The sequence below is a fragment of the Paenibacillus sp. FSL R10-2734 genome, assembly GCF_037963865.1.
GTDB lineage: Bacteria > Bacillota > Bacilli > Paenibacillales > Paenibacillaceae > Paenibacillus_AQ.
Genome location: NZ_CP150170.1, coordinates 5,311,000 through 5,327,333 on the forward strand (window position 1 = coordinate 5,311,000; position 16,334 = coordinate 5,327,333).

Below are 16,334 nucleotides of genomic sequence, written 5' to 3' on the forward strand. Positions count from 1 at the left end.
TTAAAGATTCAAGGAACACCCCTACGGGTGTCCCTTATACAATACTCATATATAGAGGAGCTTTACTTACGTTGAATGGATGTCGGTCTCTGAGGACCGCGTCGTTGAGGGTTATTCGGTGTGATAGCTACAGCTGCAGTCTCCACTTGGTCCGCTAGACTAGGATCAATAATATCTATGGTCAGATCGTAATAAGAAAATGGCCGCTGCTCATATGACTCTAAGCGCCGAGCATAATCCTTCACTTCCTCCACAAGCTTTGCCAGATCAATACCGAGTGTAACTGCTGGATATCCCTCCAGCTTGGCAGAAGCGCCACTCAGCATGATCGTTGCACCGCGCACATTATGATTACGGAAATGGTATAACCCTACTGCTACTTGGAGAAGTGCTTTGTACAAAGGATCTCGTTTCTGGGCAAGCCACAGTTCTTCGAGTACCTCGTGACATTCGAAATAGTCCCTGTCACGATTAAAGTACACTAGGTATTCCAAGTACAACGGTTCATAAGCCATCCGGCAAACTATCCTTTTTAGCTGCGGAAAGAAGTCCCCGTACATGATCCAGAAGCTCCTTCATAGCTTCCATATCCTGAACCTGCCATATTTCATTAAAGCGTGCCTGCGTATCTATAGCCTCATTCACCAAGTGATAGAAATACAATTGATGAATAGCCTTGAGAATCTGAGTGGTCATATTCGAGTTTTCCTCGAATGTCTTCTGCGCTTCCAGAATCTCTTCCCGAATACTGGACATTTCGCTGTCGAGGATCGATGCTGCTTCGGCAGCCGTCTTCAGTCGAACACGCATTTCATCTGGCAAGCTTTCCCGATATTTATAATTCAGGGAGTGCTCAATAGTTGCCCAGAAGTTCATGGCCAGTGTACGAATTTGGATCTCAGCTAGCACAATTTTTTGACCAAGCGCTGTCTGTACAGGATATTTAATAATCATATGGAAGCTGCGGTAGCCGCTCTCTTTATAATTAGTGATGTAATCCTTCTCATAGAGTACTTCAAGATCCTTACGGGCCCGGATATATTCGGCCACTCTGCGGATATCCTCCACGAATTGGCACATGATACGAATTCCTGCAATATCTTCAATCCCCGTCTCTAGATCTTCCATCTTCACATTCAGCCGTTTAGCCTTCTCCAAAATGCTTGACAGCCGCTTTACACGCCCCGTTACGAATTCTATCGGCGTGTATTCCTCTCTTTTCTTCAACTCCGAACGCATTGTTTTGAATTTAACTTTCAACTCTTCCACAGTCTGTTCATATGGAAGTAAAAAAGTTCCCCAGTCCCTGCCGTCCATCGCCTTCGTCCTCCTATCCTTTCGTCTCCTTCAGTGATGATCAGCGCCCACTGCTTCAGAGATATGACTGAATCCATCCCGCCGTAAAAGCTGCCGTAATCCGGCATGTAATTTGCGGTTTACCTCAGGTCCTTCGTAGATGAGAGCTGTATAAATTTCGACCAGACTTGCACCTGCTCTTATCTTGTCATACGCATCCTGACTGGTAAAAATGCCGCCTGATCCTATGATCGGCATCTTCCCTTCCGTCTGGCGATAAATACTGCGAATGATCTCCGTTGAGCGGTCGCGCAGCGGCTTGCCGCTTAAGCCACCCGTCTCATTAGCCTTTTCATGACTAAGTCCATCACGGTTCAATGTAGTATTCGTTGCAATAATACCATCCATACCAGCTTCTGTCAGTGTCTGGACCATATACTCCAACTCTTCGTCACTTACGTCTGGTGCTATCTTAACCAACAAGCTTTTGGTAATACCGCTGGCTTTACGCTGAATCTCCATTTCTTCCTTTACTTGAGCTAACAGGAATGACAATTCGCTGCCATGCTGGAGACTGCGCAGACCAGGTGTATTCGGCGAGCTGATATTGACCACAAAAAAATCACCGTACGGATAAAGCGTACGGATACACTGACGATAATCTTCATGAGCCGCCTCATTACTAGTTATCTTATTCCGGCCAATATTAACTGCTATCGGAATTCTCCGATTCTTTAATTTCTTTAGTCGCTGTGCCATGGCATCAGCCCCTTCGTTATTGAAGCCCATTCGATTAATCAGCGCTTCATCCGAAGGAAGACGGAACAAACGTGGGCTATCATTACCCGGTTGACCCTTAGGGGTAACCGTGCCCACTTCCATAAATCCGAACCCGATCGAAGAGAATCCGACTACGGCTTCGGCATTTTTATCTAAGCCTGCAGCAAGTCCAACTGGTGTCGGGAAATGCGTGCCAAACAAATCAACTGCTAAATCCGCCGTTTCAGGAACTCCATACATTAAACGTAGCGCCGCGCTTCCGCCGGGCACTGCTGATGATTTATCCAATCCACCTATGACGAGATGGTGAGCCTTCTCGGGATCAATCTTGAAAAAAATTGGTTTACCAAAATTACGATACAACACCGTTCTCGCTCCTTAAGGGGTACTTCACTAATCCACGTGTCTACCCGATTCTGTAGGTTTCTTCTTAATTTTAGCCTTTTCTTGAACAAAAGAAAAGTATTTTACAGTGCGAGTCTATAGAGTACATAACGGAGAGTATAGTATTTTTCTTGTAAACGCATTACAATATAGGTGTAAGCAGCGATTAAGAGAGAAAGAAGGTATGCCTAGTATGTCAACTAAACGTAAACCACCAACTTTGCAGCAAAAGAAAGAAGAAGTTAACCGTAAAGCGCTAATGTGGATCGGCGTCAGTTTAACTTTACTAATTCTTCTAATCATCGTTCTGTTTCTCGTTGCAGGAAACTAATTCAGCCAGTGGTATACTTTGTGGGGGTTGGTCTGATCATGTTTAGCAGTAGAGCTGAAGCGTTTAACCGGCACAAGCTGCTTTTCAGGCAGAACCCCTTTACTAATCACTACTTTTGTACCTTTAGGAATCAGCGCAAATAACTCCTCTACATCTTCTCGCCCCATTCTAATACATCCAAGTGATTCATCCTTGCCGACACTATCTGGCTCATTCGTACCATGAATAGCATAGTTACTATCCGAAAGCTGAAGCCCTCTGCTACCGAAATCCCCATTATCTCGACCATTCGGATTGACCACTTTATCTGTAATGACGAAGTTGCCCTCCGGTGTTTTATCACCGCCAAGCCCTACCACATAATTTCGCAGAATAATAGAACCACTGATTACAGCCAATCGATGATTTTGTTTATCCACAACTACTCTTAGCGGCTGATCAAAAAAAGGAATGTCACTTGCAACACTTCCACTCTCACTTAATGCTGTCGGTATACTCCTCACACCATCGTTAGTCGGGCTTGTAGGCTCCTCTGTCACTTCATTTGTACCCAGTGCCATCTTGGTCGCAGCCACCGCTTTTAAAGGGCTGAATTCCCGCTTCATGACAGTTGTCGTCCCACCAATCCAGTTCTCAGGAAAGGAGCCTGTCAATTCACCCAATGTATCCGGAAGCTTGCCTTTAACATTCTGATAAGCCCGAATTGCACTCCATAGTGTGGCAAGCTCCTCTTGGTCACCCTGCCATTCTGCCGCATCCTTGGCAAGCTGCCCTTGCTCTGGCGGCTCACATGCACATGCCTTAGGATCGTATGACTGGTACACCATACGTCCCTTTCCATTCTTTTGCAGCGTGAAATTTAGCGGAAGCTTCTCTTTCCAGAGCAGCCACTTCTGATCTCGCTCCATTCCTAATACAGCAGCTTGAAAAGGTTCTTTACGCATCAACATTGTCGCCATTAGCTTCCCTTGCAAAGCCACCCCTACATCCTCTTTCGCTGTGTACATCGCTTTTCCCGCCTCGATAGCTGGCTCTTGGACGGAGTCTTTTGGATCTGGCAGAGCTTTGACTTCTGAAGCAGACATGTCTTGAAGCACTTCCTGCTCCCCTGTAAGACTAATACCCGGAGCTACTGCTGAAGGTACCATTAACAGAATAAGAAGCATTAGCGCCAGTGATATGTATCTCAATTTTTGTTGGCCGCGCTCACGCTGGCGACTCGCCTGCAACAATCCTTCTTCGTATTCGCGTAGCATTTCAGCAGGCACCTTACTATGCTCAAAAGCCTCATACACTTCCCCAGCCTGATTGAAGCAATAGTTAGCTTTTCCCTGTTGGCCGTTCTTATAGTATTCCTTCCCCAGCAAGTACCATGCCATCTTGTTATCTGGGTGCATCTGTACATATGCTTTGAGGTGCTGTGAGTTCTTCATCGGAACCTCCGAGAGTTTATAATTCCTTTCTTAATTAATATCGGTCAGACATAGCAAAAAAGACATCCCTAGCTGAACAAAAGTTCGCAGGAGATGTCTTTATGTGGTGTCGCACGTTACTCTTTATCGAGTAATTAACCTTCTTTATTAAAAGGTTCGTCCGCAATTTTAATGGAGTCGGTTGGGCAACCGTCACAGGAATCTTGGAGATCATCAAACAAATCGTCCGGAATCGCTGTTACGCCGTGGTTTCCGTCATTTTCATAAATAACTTCCGCCAAACCTTCATCATCGTAATCAAAAATATCAGGAGCCGTCGCGCCACAAGCACCGCAAGCGATACAAGTGTCTTTTTCGACCCAAGTGTACTTAGCCATTTTTTTCTCTGCCTCCCGTTAAGCAATACTGCGCTGTGCTGTTGAACCAGCGTCTTATTTTTCTCATATTAATATAAAAAGAATACAATTTCAATTGATTTTCAATACGTTTGCATTTCTGACGCATTCTGTAGCTTCTATTTTGACACGTCTTAGAACGTTCTTGTCACTCATTATCTGACTCAACAGACAAGAGATTATCCTTTTGCAGCGAGGTACCACGTTCCTTATGATTACGGAGCCTTGCAGAATGAGTATCACTTAACATCCCGGCGGTCAAAACTGCATTTTCACCAAATTTATTACGCAGCATATCCATGGCCTTGGTCAGTGACTCTTTCTTAGGTTGCTGTTCATAATCGAACAAATCCAGCTGAATTGCAGATTCCTCTTTAGCGATCAATCCTTGCAAGGTCACACCCAGCAGCCGCACTGGCTTCTCGCCATTCCAATGTCGAACGTACAGGTCACAGACAGACTTGTAGATATCTTCTCCACTCTCTGAAGGCGCCTCAAGCTGACGCGAACGAGTAATCGTCTTCATATCGGGTGTACGAATGGTAAGCTGCACACCTGAAGCAACAAGTCCTTGCTTTCGCAAACGCCGCGCTACCTGATCACTTAAATTCAGCAAAATAGGTCGTACCTCAGCAAGGCCAACGACATCCCGTGGCAGTGTGGTGGTGTGTCCAATCGACTTACTCTGCTCCCGCTCAGGATTCACTATCCCATGATCAATGCCATTGCCAGCCCGTTTTAACCATGAGCCCATTACACCAAAATTCTCAACCAGCATAGTCTCATCAGCCGCCGCTAATTGCCCAATACTGTAAATTCCCAGCTTTCGAAGTTTCTCTGCCGTTTTTCCACCGATACCGAACATTTCATTACATGGCTTGTCCCATAAAATGTTAGGTACATCACGAAGCCGAAGCACCGATATGCCGTTTGGCTTTTTTAAATCCGAGGCCATTTTCGCCAGAAGCTTATTTGGAGCAATACCAATGGAGCATGGCAAGCCCAACTCTTCCATTATACGGCGTTGAATGGTCTCCGCAATTTCCATGGGCGTACCGAATTGTCGAGAGCCGGTGATATCTAAGTAACATTCATCTATCGACACTGCTTCCAATAATGGTGTATAGCTATAGGCAATCTGCATAAAAGCATTAGAATATTTGCGGTATAAATGGAAGTCCGGCTTAATAACGATAAGCGATGGACAAATACGAAGCGCCTTCTGAACCTGCATTCCCGTCGAAATTCCTAATCTACGAGCGACATAGGAACAAGTAACAATAATCCCTTTTCGCAATTCAACACTACCTGCAACCGCAGTAGCTTTACCTCTGTATTGATCCGGGTTCTCCGCTTCATGAACAGAGCAATAAAAAGCATTCATATCCACATGCAGGATGACCCTGCCACTCGTTGGATAATACTGATCAACATTATGCACAATATCTACCTTCTTATCCTCAGGGTCTCTATTGTCTGATTTAGAATACCTCTCGATTAGAGTTAGGTCAACTTTAGATGCTGTAAAGTTCTTTGTTACATTCCCGCGTAAAAATGCTATAATATATAAATTCATTTCCCTTGCCAATGCTTCCGATGTGAGTTTTGCGCAAAGTGAATCCGGAAGACGAAGCTTACAAAACTTTTAGGAGGACACTCATGTCTAAGTCCATCTCCATCTTCGATACTACACTACGCGACGGCACCCAAGGTGAAGGCATCAGTCTGTCGGCGGACGACAAGCTGAAGATTGCCAAGAAACTCGATGATCTGGGTGTGCACTATATTGAAGGTGGCATCCCGGGAAGCAACAATAAAGACATTGAATTTTTCAAAAGAGTCAAGGAGCTTCATCTGAACGCTAAAATTACTGCGTTTGGCAGCACTCGGCGAAAGAATTCCTTGGCTGAAAACGATGACAATTTAAAACGCATGATTGATGCAGGTGTACCTGCTACTACCCTCGTCGGGAAATCTTGGGATTTCCACGTGCACACTGCATTACAGACAACGCTTGAGGAGAATCTCGCCATGATTGGCGACTCCATATCCTACTTGAAACGCAATGGCCTTGAAGTCATTTTTGATGCCGAGCATTTCTTCGATGGATACAAGAACAATCCTGAATATGCTGCAGCCGTTCTATCCAAAGCCCGGGAAGCCGGAGCAGATTGGCTAGTGATGTGCGATACGAACGGTGGAACGCTACCTTTTGAAATTCATGAGATTGTTACCGCTTTGACTGGTCAACTACCCGGAGCAAATCTCGGAATTCATACTCACAATGACTGTGAGCTGGCGGTAGCTAATACCCTTAGCGCTATCGGAGCTGGAGCACGGCAAGTTCAAGGTACCATTAATGGTTACGGTGAACGATGCGGCAATGCCAACCTATGCTCCATCATTCCTACACTTCAGCTTAAAATGGGATACCACTGTATTCCTGGTGATTCTTTGCCACATCTTACTAACACAGCACGCTATATCAGTGAAGTAGCCAATGTCAATTTGCCAGTAAACCAGCCATACGTTGGAAATGCAGCCTTTGCACACAAAGGTGGAATCCATGTCTCCGCCATCATGCGAGATTCACGGACCTATGAACACATCGCTCCTGAGCTCGTTGGGAACAAACAACGCGTGCTAGTCTCCGAACTGGCTGGACAAAGCAATGTGCTCTCCAAGGCGCAGGATATGGGTTTAAATCTGGACCCAAGCAGCGAGCAAGCTCGCCGAGTGATCGACAAGATCAAAACGATGGAGCATCAGGGTTATCAATTTGAAGGTGCCGATGCCTCACTGGAGCTACTTCTTCGGGAAGCTACAGGCGAGATGAATGAAACCTTCACCTTTGAATCCTTCAAGATGTTAGTCGAAAAAACCGCAGAGCATCCAGTAGTATCTGAAGCCTTCGTAAAACTGAAAGTTGGCAATGAGAACCTTTATACCGCTGCTGAGGGTAACGGTCCGGTCAACGCACTCGATAACGCTCTTCGTAAAGCACTGCAGACCTACTTCCCTCAATTGAAGGAAATGCATCTTTCCGACTATAAAGTCCGGGTAATAGATGAACAGGATCAGACTGCAGCAAAAGTACGAGTATTGATTGAATCTAAGAACTTCACAGACACTTGGAGTACGGTTGGTGTGTCCAGTAACGTCATTGAAGCCAGCTGGGAAGCGCTTGTGGACAGTATGCGCTACGCACTGTTGAATCAGCTCTCACTGGAGAATGAAAAACCTGGCAGCAATGAGCCTAGAGGACTGGTAAATCATTAATCGTTCATAACTATTCGTATGACGAAGAACCCCCTTCAACAGTTTAACTGTATGAAGGGGGCCTTTTCTAATTTATAGGTGTAGACCTTTTATGATTCGGTAAGCTTGATGATTTTCTTCTCCAACTCTTCAGGACTAAGAACACCCAGAATGATTTCTGAGATCACTCCGTTCTTATCTATAAGCACGTTGGTAGGAAATACAGCTCCATTATATTTACTATACACCTCATCTTTCACATCAAACATAACAGGGAACACCAGACCGTATTTCTTGATAAAACGTTCGGCATTAGGTTTATAATCCTGACTACTTACATTAATACCGTAAATATCTAGAACATCCTTATACTTAGTCGCCATGGCATTAAGCTCCGGGGCTTCCTGCTTGCAAGGATCACACCATGATGCCCAGAAATTAACGATGACCGCTTTCTCTCGTGGTCCATCAACTACATAGGTAGTTCCATCCGTTCCTTGGAGTGAAAATGAAGGAGCAAGCAGTCCCGCCTTAGGTCCTATTTTCATTGGAGGCTCATCTTGCTGCCCAAAAACAGCGGCAGCCTTCGGCTCACGATTATGCCACACCGCAAACAAAGCTACACACACAATAAGAATCACTATCGTGATGTTCAATTTACTTACTGCTTTCATAGGGTTCTGTTCCTTTTCAAATGGAATAGTTTTCTACTATTGTACCCTCATTAACTTCAATTTCAAACCATCCATTTTTTACACAAAAAAAAGAGGATTTCGTCAGCGACGAAACCCTAATGAAGAGAGAGGGGTTAACAAATGGCAGCAATACAGGGAAATGTCCAGCCTATAAGACTGAAATATTCCGTACAGCAAGCGCTGGGGAAGCACCTGCTGTCCAGTTATCCGTATGAAGCATGCGGAGTCCTGCTGGGTGCTGCCGCAGCGGGTGGCATGCTCATCGATACTTACGTACCCATGCGCAACGTAGCGCCAGACCCGCTGCACACATTTTCTCCCCACCCTGAAGAGTGGATTCACGTTCTTTTCAATGAGCCGACGCTCATCGGTTTATTTCATTCTCATCCACATTCAGAACCTATACCCTCGGTCGCTGATTATAAAGGATTAGCAGCACTAGGACCTGAATTTAAGGTCTATCTTATAGGTTCTCCCAGAACTGAAGATAGCTGCTCTCCCTTTCTGAATGGATTTTATATTAAGCGGTCACCAAATGAACAAGGAACAACTTTCCCTGAGCTATCTCAAGCCCCGCTTCACGTTCTACTTAAATAAGCATATAAATCACCTAAGGTATCTACTTGGCCCCGCTCCGAAATTTCTCGAAGATAAGCCACCCACAGCTGGGCTGTCATTTTGGCATCTTCTAACGCATTGTGACGTCCATGAATCGGAATTTCATGAACATATAACAGCTCATCGAGCGTATAGTTGCTACGCTGCGGCTCGAGCCATCGTGCAAGCATCATCGTGTCCAGCACCCGATGTGTAAGCTGAACCTTAGAAGTTTTCCATAGCGCTGCATTAAGAAAAGCTTTATCATGTGAGCTTGCATGTGCCACCAGCACATTTTGACCCACAAAGGACATGAAATTATGAAGACCATCTATTAATGAGGGGGCAGATTGTGTCATTTCTTCCGTTATCCCTGTTAACCTTGTAATATCATCCGGAATTGCCGTCTGACATTTCACCAAGGTATAAAAGCATTCATCTTCCTTAATTTCCTCTCCAACAACCTTGATTGCACCGAACGACATAATCTCATCCCCATGCTGGTGAGAAAATCCTGTCGTCTCTAAATCAAATATTACAGTCTCCAGTTCAGATAGCGGAGTACGCAGCACCTCAGGACGACGCTTCTCACGCATGAGTGATCGGATATAGGCCATTTGCTGGGCAGTCTGATGAGCAGTTTCTCCACCTCTCATCGAAGCGATAGCCGACGGCATTCCGCCTTGTCTCAGGTTGTTCCAGAATCCTCCATTCTTGTTCGGCTCCCTCATGTTCGCCACCTTTCCGCTGAGCGGAGCTGACGCTGCAATGCCCGATGAAGGCGTCTAACAAGCAGCAGACTTTCACGCAGCTCAGACAACAGCTGCTTATTCTTCAGTTCACTCTCAGCAACAAAATCACTGCTGATTAACAATCCATCCTGGACACTAAATGGCGTGTTCACTCGCATCCGCATCGCCAATAAGAAAGCTCGCCGAATATCATCCAAATGTTGATACTTCTGAAGCCTGTCAAGCGCTTCAATTCGCTCTAAGGTTGAGCTAGCTCTTATGCCGTGCAATAACGACAAGCGTCTTACAATATTCACTAACGGGATATAGACCCCATACTTAATATCAAATCCACCCGCATAATCTCCAAAACGCTCTGTCAACACCTGTCCCAGAAGATTCAAAGTCGCTTTATGACGGACTGTATTGCGAAGAACGGCTACAGACAACTTCTCATTATCAGCAAAACCTTCATAGAAAGCCTTATGCCACAACGTTGATAATTCAGCACTTCCTGCAACATGGCGCATATCCGAAGAGATGATAAGATACCGGATAGGCTCCCATTCCAATTGGGTTCTCCATTCCTTCAGCTGCTCTATCCATTCAGATAATGTCATCCGCCACATCCGTTGGGAGCACATTACCTTGCCTGCACATTTCTCATATCCTACTACTTCAAGCAGATCGGATAACATCGTTCCAAAAAATTCAAAATACCTATTCTTCTCTCCATCCGACTCACCCTCAATGATCAATCCATTATCCTGATCGCTCCAGAGTGTAGCCTCCTGCCTCCCACTACTGCCAAACACAATAAAGGAATAAGCACAGGGAGGCGGGCCATAGCCCGCCTCTTTCATCTGCGCCTCACATATGATTACCGCAGTCTGCGCAATAAGATCATGCATCGTATTCACATGAAACATCCATTCCTCAATTGGAATCACATTCAACTGTTCCATAAGAATACTTTGGCAGGCAATTCGCCTCTCCCTAAGTTCCTGTGGCGAACCGGCTAAGACGATGGTTCTAAAGCTTTCATCATAATAATCATCTGTTAACTCCATCGAAGCCACACGGTCCGCCTCCCTATCCGAGGATTAATATTATTGTTTAAGGGTTTTGGATTCCGATTCTGCGATTAATTTCATTTGTTCAGGGTATCCGTAAGTACCATGCTCACTGATATCCAGTCCCATCAATTCTTCTTCTTCCGTAACACGAAGTCCGATAGTTACCTTCATTACATACAAGATGATGTAAGAAAGCACGGCTACGAAAACAAATGTTCCAACTACTCCTAGAACTTGAACACCCAGTTGGTGGAAACCGCCACCGTAGAACAATCCAGCTTCCCCTACCAACGCGCCTTTAGTAATAAGATCTGGTGCAGCGAATAGACCCGTGGAAACCGCACCCCACATCCCAGCAATACCATGTACCGAGAAAGCGTAGATCGGATCGTCAAGCCCTGCACGTTCCAACCATTGTGATGTCATGAATGTGAACGCACCTGCTACTAATCCAATAATAATCGCTGCCCATGGCTCAACGTAAGCACATGCTCCAGTGATCGCAACCAGTGCGGCAAGAACACCATTCAGCATTGCAGGGATATCAGATTTACCAAAATACAACCACGAAGCAATCAAAGCCGCCAAACCGCCTGCTGCTGCTGCGATATTTGTAGTTAATGCAACGTGACCGAAGAAACCTCCCATTGGGGACAAAGCACTGCCTGGATTGAATCCGAACCAACCAAACCAGAGGATAATAACACCGAGTACAGTGAATACTTGGTTATGACCTGGAATAATAACAGGTTTACCTTCTTTATTAAACTTACCAAGTCGTGGCTTAAGCAATATGGTTGCTACTACCGCTGCTGTCGCACCTGTAAGATGGACTACCGTGGAACCTGCATAATCTTGCATTCCTAGCTCAGCCAACCAACCGCCGCCCCATACCCAGTGCGCTACGACAGGATAAATTACGATCGAGAACAAAATTCCGAATATAATGTACACACTTATCTTTGCACGTTCTGCCATGCCACCAGATACGATAGCTAAGGAAACTGCTGCAAAGGCCATTTGGAACAAGAATTTAACATTTAAAGTAACATCAGAAAATGCAAGTGATTCAAATGAAGATGCTGTTGAATCTCCGCCGTACAAGAAGCCCGTAGTACCGAAGAAGCCGTTACCGTTACCGAAACCAAGTCCAAAGCCAACAGCCCAGAAACAAAGACTCGCAATGGCTAGTGTCAGCACCGTCTTACCAGCTACGTGACCTGCATTCTTCATTCGAACTGAACCTGCTTCAAGCATTGCAAACCCTGCTTGCATAAAGAAGACTAAGATGAATGCCAGGAAGGTAAACGCGGTGTCCAACCCGACCTGCAAATCTACGTTTGTCGGACCATCTGCCGCAAAAGCACTTACCGGATAAACCATCAGCGTAATCATGGCTAGTAACATCATCAACCATTTCTTTTTCATTTTTACCCCACTCCCCAATGTTATATTTTCTAACAAAGCGTGAAACTCTTAATGTCATTATAATCAGAAGTCAGGTAAATTGACAAGACTATTTTTGGGAATGTTTTTATTTTATTTTCTTCGAGCTCACGAATTCTTCACGATAGCTATGGACTATTCCAGTATTTCAGACGCTTACCAGCTACTGAATCATTGAAATAACTACGTAAGCACACGCTCTAATATTACTTATTAGCGAATTATATTCATCGCCCTCTCCAAAAACATAACGCTCAATGTTAGGTTTAGAGGGATCGCATTATAGATGATTATATTTGATATCACCGGGAGTTTGAGTGTATTGTATATAAACAACGAATCACCTTTCATGAATTAACCGCTCTATAATGCATATACTTTATGAAAGTATGACGTTTGACTGTATGGTTTCCAGTTTGTTATCATTACAAATAGCACAATAGAAACTACAATATAGGAGACGACCGCCCGTTAATGGACGGTCGAATTCGATTAGTGAGGCGAGGTAGCATGGGGATATGATTCTATATCGAATTGGAGAATTAGCTAAGGCCGCTCAAATCAGTGAGCGCACCATTGATTATTACACGAAACTAGGGTTAATCTCTCCAGAGTCAAGAAGCACCAAAAATTACCGACTTTACAGTCATGAAACCTTGGTCGCTTTAGAACGTATTAATCAATTAAAGCATGACAAGTATTCATTGGAAGAAATCAAATCCATGATGAGCAAATGGAGCGAGGCTACTCCTGAAACTGACGTCTCTGATAAATTAGTCGAGCTTGAGCAGCATATGCAGCGACTAGAACGTGAAGTAAAGGCGCTTGAACCTATAATAAGCGGTCTGAAGCCTGGACAGGCCAGACGCGCGCTCTCTACCTTACTCCCTCAAGGAGTAGCCTGCATGGAGGCGATTCGGCTTCTATTGCTTACGCAAGGACCGCCAATGTAAATACCATTTTTACAATACAGTGGAGGAATGCAGCTATGGGAATGTATCTATTAGTAATTATCGCCTTTATTTTTTCATTATGGGCCCAGTTCAGAGTTAAAGGAACATTCAGCAAATGGTCCAAGGTGGCCAACTTAAACGGTCTGACAGGATATGAAGCAGCTAGACGCATGCTCGACGCAAACGGCCTTCACGATGTTCCGATTGAGCCTGTAAGAGGTACGCTTTCTGACCATTATGATCCGATTCACAGAGTTGTACGCTTATCGGAACCTGTATATTATGAGAGTTCTATTGCAGCAGTCTCCGTCGCTTGTCACGAAGTGGGTCACGCCATTCAGCATAAAGTAAGTTATCCTATGTTAACACTACGTCACCGGATGTTCCCAGTAGTTAATTTTGCATCAGGTATAGCACCATTCATGCTTATGGCAGGATTCATATTCGGTTACTTTAATCTTATAGGCCTTGGTATCATCTTCTTCTCGGCCGCTGTTGCCTTCCAGCTTGTGACACTGCCAGTTGAGTTCAATGCCAGCAACCGGGCACGCCAAGTCATGGTAGAGCAAGGCTACATTCGTAACGAAGAGGAACGCGGAGTAGCCAAAGTCCTAAACGCAGCTGCATTAACATACGTTGCCGCCGCATTAGTATCCTTACTCGAACTGCTTCGTTTGATTACCGTCTTCTTAGGTAACCGCGACTAATACAATACACAGCACAAAAAGAAACCCCGGAAGGCTAAGAGCCAACCGGGGTATTGTTTTGTCTAGCTTTAAAATAAGATATCAAAAAAGTTCGAAATGAACGCGCAACCAGCGGCAGCTTACTATCTGTCCGGTAAATCAAACCAACCGTTCTCGTTACTGCAGGCTCCACGACCCTTACCTGAGCCGGCTGAAGAGGATTCGTCTGATAGAACGCCATCTCCGGAAGAAGGCTTACACCCATTCCTGCCGCCACTAAACCACGAATGGTATCTGTCTCTCCACCCTCAAATGCAATCTGCGGTTGAAATCCCGCCTGTAGGCACGCCTGCCATACAATAGGTCTCAGAGAATACCCCTGACTGAACAGAACAAACTTTTCTTTTTGAAGCTGCTCTAATCGGATCTCAGACTCTCCTGCTAACCGATGATTCTGAGGAAGTATTGCAAATAACTCTTCAGTCATAACAATATCCCCAGAGACATGCTCATCATTTTCCGGAAAAGGCGAAATAAATGTTAGATCCACCTCACCAGATAATACATCTTTTATCAAAGAAGGGTAAGAACCTTGTTTAAAGCGAAATTTAACATGGGGATAGAACTGGCGGAATTCTGCAACGATAGTCGGGATAAGATGCGTGCCAAGACTGTGAGGAAATCCTATACGAATCTCCCCACGCTCCGGATCCAGAAATTCATGCACCTCATTAACTGAATGTTCCAACTCTTTTAGGATACTATCCACCCTTTTGCAAAAGAGCTGTCCAACCGGCGTTAGCTGCAAATTACGCCCTTTTTGCATGAACAAGTCAACCCCAAGCTCTTGCTCCAACTGATGAATCTGACGGCTTACCGCAGATTGCGCTACATGAAGTTCTTCTGCCGCTCTTGTTACATGTTCTTTTTGGGCTACCTTTAGAAAATATTGCAGCTGTCTTAGCTCCACTCCATCATCGCCCCTGTCTTAGGCTTTTATTAAATATACGAATAATAAGTCCATATAGGAAAAAGCCAGAAACCAACCCTCCGATATGCGCAACCCAATTCACATTTGGCGTTGCAAACGACATAATTATCCCGATTACTAGCAATCCGTATAACGTCTTTCGCGAGCCTTCGTCCATCATCGCCCGTTGAATAACAGCAATGTATAAAAAGGCGCCATAAACGGCGTAGATCGCTCCAGAAGCACCCACTGAGACCGTACCTACGTCTAATGCAGAGCGACTGCTGATCGCAATCGTTAGCACATTCGCAATAACTCCACCTACCACATAAAGAATGGCATATCGCCACCAGCCTAACAGGCGCTCCAGAGGCGGTGCAAAGACCAGCAGAGCAAAGCTATTAAAGAATAGATGGGAAAACCCATTATGTAAAAAAATAGCCGCCACATAGCGCCATAGTTCCTCTTTAAATGGACTAACATCGACTATAGCACCAAAATCAACAAGTGTTTGTATATTGGTGGATCCTCCATTGAACGTCATGAGGATAAACATAATCACGTTTGCCACAATGAGAAGACATGTTATCGGGTAATACCGGAGATAACTTTTCCAATTTTCATACCGTATAAATATCATACACACCCATCCCTTTATATTTATATCTCGACCTGTTGGACATCTTCCTGCAATTAAGATTATAATTTATTATGGCAGTAAGAGCCAATATTACAATTCGAGGAGGAAAACAAGGATATGACGCAAGAAAGAACAGGCGTAGCTACTTTCAAAAACAACCCCATTACTCTCGTAGGACCCAAGCTCAATGCTGGTGATCCCGCTCCCGATTTTGTTCTTAGTAAGAATCTACTGGAAGAAGTGTCTCTTAGTGATTATGCCGGTAAAATCAAGCTGATCAGCGTTGTCCCTTCTCTCGATACTGGTGTATGTGATGCACAGACACGCCGGTTCAATAGCGAAGCTGCAGAACTAGGTGACGATGTAGTTATCCTTACCGTTAGTATGGACCTGCCATTCGCTCAAGCTCGCTGGTGTGGCGCTGCAGGTATCGATCGAGTGATCACACTTTCCGATCACAAAGCAGCCTCATTCGGACAAGCTTATGGTGTTCTAATCAACGAATTCCGGTTAGATATGCGTTCAATTTTTGTACTAGACAAGAACAACACACTCACCTATGTTGAATATTTGAGTGAAATGACTGAACACCCTAATTATGAAGATGCTATAGCTGCTGTGAAGGAGCTCCTCTAATTCTCTAGGGTAGTAAGTCAATAGCCA

The 16,334-nt window shown here is 44.8% G+C and carries 18 protein-coding genes; 6 read left to right on the forward strand and 12 right to left on the reverse strand.

Annotation, left to right across the window (positions count from 1 at the left end):
* Nucleotides 1-62: 62 nt before the first annotated feature.
* From NSS67_RS23245 to NSS67_RS23255, 3 genes are read right to left on the reverse strand one after another with little or no spacing between them, the layout of a single operon-like run.
* Nucleotides 63-515: a DUF309 domain-containing protein gene (locus NSS67_RS23245; RefSeq protein WP_339316004.1), complete on the reverse strand. Its 453-nt coding sequence runs from the start codon at nucleotides 513-515 to the stop codon at nucleotides 63-65.
* Nucleotides 505-1,317: a GTP pyrophosphokinase family protein gene (locus NSS67_RS23250; RefSeq protein WP_042126350.1), complete on the reverse strand. Its 813-nt coding sequence runs from the start codon at nucleotides 1,315-1,317 to the stop codon at nucleotides 505-507. Before NSS67_RS23250 ends, NSS67_RS23245 begins: the two co-directional genes overlap by 11 nt.
* Before the next feature lie 30 nt (nucleotides 1,318-1,347).
* Nucleotides 1,348-2,442, reverse strand: a complete 1,095-nt coding sequence (locus tag NSS67_RS23255) for a quinone-dependent dihydroorotate dehydrogenase (protein WP_339316005.1) — start codon at nucleotides 2,440-2,442, stop codon at nucleotides 1,348-1,350.
* Nucleotides 2,443-2,653: 211 nt separating this feature from the next.
* Between NSS67_RS23255 and NSS67_RS23260 the strand changes: the two genes are divergently transcribed.
* Complete coding sequence (locus NSS67_RS23260; RefSeq protein WP_339316006.1) at nucleotides 2,654-2,791, forward strand: hypothetical protein; 138 nt, start codon at nucleotides 2,654-2,656, stop codon at nucleotides 2,789-2,791.
* Here NSS67_RS23260 and NSS67_RS23265 read toward each other — a convergent pair.
* The 3 genes from NSS67_RS23265 to NSS67_RS23275 form a co-directional block, all read right to left on the reverse strand.
* Entirely contained in the window at nucleotides 2,788-4,224 is a 1,437-nt protein-coding gene (locus NSS67_RS23265) for a L,D-transpeptidase (protein WP_339316007.1), read from the reverse strand. The genes NSS67_RS23260 and NSS67_RS23265 overlap by 4 nt on opposite strands.
* Nucleotides 4,225-4,358: 134 nt before the next feature.
* Entirely contained in the window at nucleotides 4,359-4,601 is a 243-nt protein-coding gene (locus NSS67_RS23270; protein ID WP_042126345.1) for a ferredoxin, read from the reverse strand.
* Nucleotides 4,602-4,767: 166 nt separating this feature from the next.
* A complete protein-coding gene (locus tag NSS67_RS23275) occupies nucleotides 4,768-6,060 on the reverse strand; it encodes a DNA polymerase IV (protein ID WP_339320676.1) in 1,293 nt (430 codons plus the stop codon).
* A gap of 218 nt (nucleotides 6,061-6,278) precedes the next feature.
* Between NSS67_RS23275 and cimA the strand changes: the two genes are divergently transcribed.
* Entirely contained in the window at nucleotides 6,279-7,898 is a 1,620-nt protein-coding gene (gene cimA, locus NSS67_RS23280; RefSeq protein WP_339316008.1) for a citramalate synthase, read from the forward strand.
* Nucleotides 7,899-7,987: 89 nt separating this feature from the next.
* Here the strand turns inward: cimA and NSS67_RS23285 are convergent, their stop codons facing one another.
* On the reverse strand, nucleotides 7,988-8,551 hold the full coding sequence (locus NSS67_RS23285; RefSeq protein ID WP_339316009.1) for a TlpA disulfide reductase family protein: 564 nt from the start codon (nucleotides 8,549-8,551) through the stop codon (nucleotides 7,988-7,990).
* A gap of 141 nt (nucleotides 8,552-8,692) precedes the next feature.
* On the opposite strand from NSS67_RS23285, the gene NSS67_RS23290 reads away from it, so the two are divergent.
* Nucleotides 8,693-9,169, forward strand: coding sequence for a M67 family metallopeptidase (locus NSS67_RS23290; protein WP_339316010.1), 477 nt, complete (start codon nucleotides 8,693-8,695; stop codon nucleotides 9,167-9,169).
* On the opposite strand, the gene NSS67_RS23295 is transcribed toward NSS67_RS23290, so the two are convergent.
* From NSS67_RS23295 to NSS67_RS23305, 3 genes are read right to left on the reverse strand one after another with little or no spacing between them, the layout of a single operon-like run.
* Nucleotides 9,151-9,900: an exonuclease domain-containing protein gene (locus NSS67_RS23295; protein ID WP_339316011.1), complete on the reverse strand. Its 750-nt coding sequence runs from the start codon at nucleotides 9,898-9,900 to the stop codon at nucleotides 9,151-9,153. The genes NSS67_RS23290 and NSS67_RS23295 overlap by 19 nt on opposite strands.
* Complete coding sequence (locus NSS67_RS23300; RefSeq protein WP_339320677.1) at nucleotides 9,897-10,970, reverse strand: DUF294 nucleotidyltransferase-like domain-containing protein; 1,074 nt, start codon at nucleotides 10,968-10,970, stop codon at nucleotides 9,897-9,899. The genes NSS67_RS23295 and NSS67_RS23300 overlap by 4 nt, the downstream gene beginning before the upstream one ends.
* Nucleotides 10,971-11,009: 39 nt before the next feature.
* Nucleotides 11,010-12,404 (reverse strand): ammonium transporter, encoded by a 1,395-nt coding sequence (locus NSS67_RS23305; protein WP_339316012.1) that lies wholly within the window; start codon nucleotides 12,402-12,404, stop codon nucleotides 11,010-11,012.
* 536 nt (nucleotides 12,405-12,940) lie between these two features.
* Between NSS67_RS23305 and NSS67_RS23310 the strand changes: the two genes are divergently transcribed.
* Both NSS67_RS23310 and NSS67_RS23315 read left to right on the forward strand, forming a co-directional pair.
* A complete protein-coding gene (locus NSS67_RS23310; RefSeq protein ID WP_339316013.1) occupies nucleotides 12,941-13,375 on the forward strand; it encodes a MerR family transcriptional regulator in 435 nt (144 codons plus the stop codon).
* A gap of 35 nt (nucleotides 13,376-13,410) precedes the next feature.
* On the forward strand, nucleotides 13,411-14,082 hold the full coding sequence (locus NSS67_RS23315) for a zinc metallopeptidase (RefSeq protein ID WP_060624374.1): 672 nt from the start codon (nucleotides 13,411-13,413) through the stop codon (nucleotides 14,080-14,082).
* Nucleotides 14,083-14,116: 34 nt separating this feature from the next.
* Here the strand turns inward: NSS67_RS23315 and NSS67_RS23320 are convergent, their stop codons facing one another.
* Together NSS67_RS23320 and NSS67_RS23325 are read right to left on the reverse strand one after the other, a co-directional pair.
* On the reverse strand, nucleotides 14,117-15,031 hold the full coding sequence (locus NSS67_RS23320; protein WP_339316014.1) for a LysR family transcriptional regulator: 915 nt from the start codon (nucleotides 15,029-15,031) through the stop codon (nucleotides 14,117-14,119).
* Between the two features lie 4 nt (nucleotides 15,032-15,035).
* On the reverse strand, nucleotides 15,036-15,671 hold the full coding sequence (locus tag NSS67_RS23325; RefSeq protein ID WP_339316015.1) for a rhomboid family intramembrane serine protease: 636 nt from the start codon (nucleotides 15,669-15,671) through the stop codon (nucleotides 15,036-15,038).
* 117 nt (nucleotides 15,672-15,788) lie between these two features.
* Here NSS67_RS23325 and tpx point away from each other — a divergent pair, with 117 nt between their 5' ends.
* The gene (gene tpx, locus NSS67_RS23330) at nucleotides 15,789-16,307 is read left to right on the forward strand and encodes a thiol peroxidase (RefSeq protein WP_339316016.1); all 519 of its coding nucleotides are present in this window, start codon (nucleotides 15,789-15,791) and stop codon (nucleotides 16,305-16,307) included.
* Nucleotides 16,308-16,334: the final 27 nt, after the last annotated feature.

What these genes read in the sequence shown, in the direction of transcription:
- NSS67_RS23245 (WP_339316004.1), bottom strand. Translation starts at nt 515, where the DNA reads ATGGCTTATGAACCGTTGTACTTGGAATACCTAGTGTACTTTAATCGT.
- NSS67_RS23250 (WP_042126350.1), bottom strand. Translation starts at nt 1,317, where the DNA reads ATGGACGGCAGGGACTGGGGAACTTTTTTACTTCCATATGAACAGACT.
- NSS67_RS23260 (WP_339316006.1), top strand. Translation starts at nt 2,654, where the DNA reads ATGTCAACTAAACGTAAACCACCAACTTTGCAGCAAAAGAAAGAAGAA.
- NSS67_RS23265 (WP_339316007.1), bottom strand. Translation starts at nt 4,224, where the DNA reads ATGAAGAACTCACAGCACCTCAAAGCATATGTACAGATGCACCCAGAT.
- NSS67_RS23270 (WP_042126345.1), bottom strand. Translation starts at nt 4,601, where the DNA reads ATGGCTAAGTACACTTGGGTCGAAAAAGACACTTGTATCGCTTGCGGT.
- cimA (WP_339316008.1), top strand. Translation starts at nt 6,279, where the DNA reads ATGTCTAAGTCCATCTCCATCTTCGATACTACACTACGCGACGGCACC.
- NSS67_RS23285 (WP_339316009.1), bottom strand. Translation starts at nt 8,551, where the DNA reads ATGAAAGCAGTAAGTAAATTGAACATCACGATAGTGATTCTTATTGTG.
- NSS67_RS23290 (WP_339316010.1), top strand. Translation starts at nt 8,693, where the DNA reads ATGGCAGCAATACAGGGAAATGTCCAGCCTATAAGACTGAAATATTCC.
- NSS67_RS23295 (WP_339316011.1), bottom strand. Translation starts at nt 9,900, where the DNA reads ATGAGGGAGCCGAACAAGAATGGAGGATTCTGGAACAACCTGAGACAA.
- NSS67_RS23300 (WP_339320677.1), bottom strand. Translation starts at nt 10,970, where the DNA reads ATGGAGTTAACAGATGATTATTATGATGAAAGCTTTAGAACCATCGTC.
- NSS67_RS23305 (WP_339316012.1), bottom strand. Translation starts at nt 12,404, where the DNA reads ATGAAAAAGAAATGGTTGATGATGTTACTAGCCATGATTACGCTGATG.
- NSS67_RS23310 (WP_339316013.1), top strand. Translation starts at nt 12,941, where the DNA reads ATGATTCTATATCGAATTGGAGAATTAGCTAAGGCCGCTCAAATCAGT.
- NSS67_RS23315 (WP_060624374.1), top strand. Translation starts at nt 13,411, where the DNA reads ATGGGAATGTATCTATTAGTAATTATCGCCTTTATTTTTTCATTATGG.
- NSS67_RS23325 (WP_339316015.1), bottom strand. Translation starts at nt 15,671, where the DNA reads ATGATATTTATACGGTATGAAAATTGGAAAAGTTATCTCCGGTATTAC.
- tpx (WP_339316016.1), top strand. Translation starts at nt 15,789, where the DNA reads ATGACGCAAGAAAGAACAGGCGTAGCTACTTTCAAAAACAACCCCATT.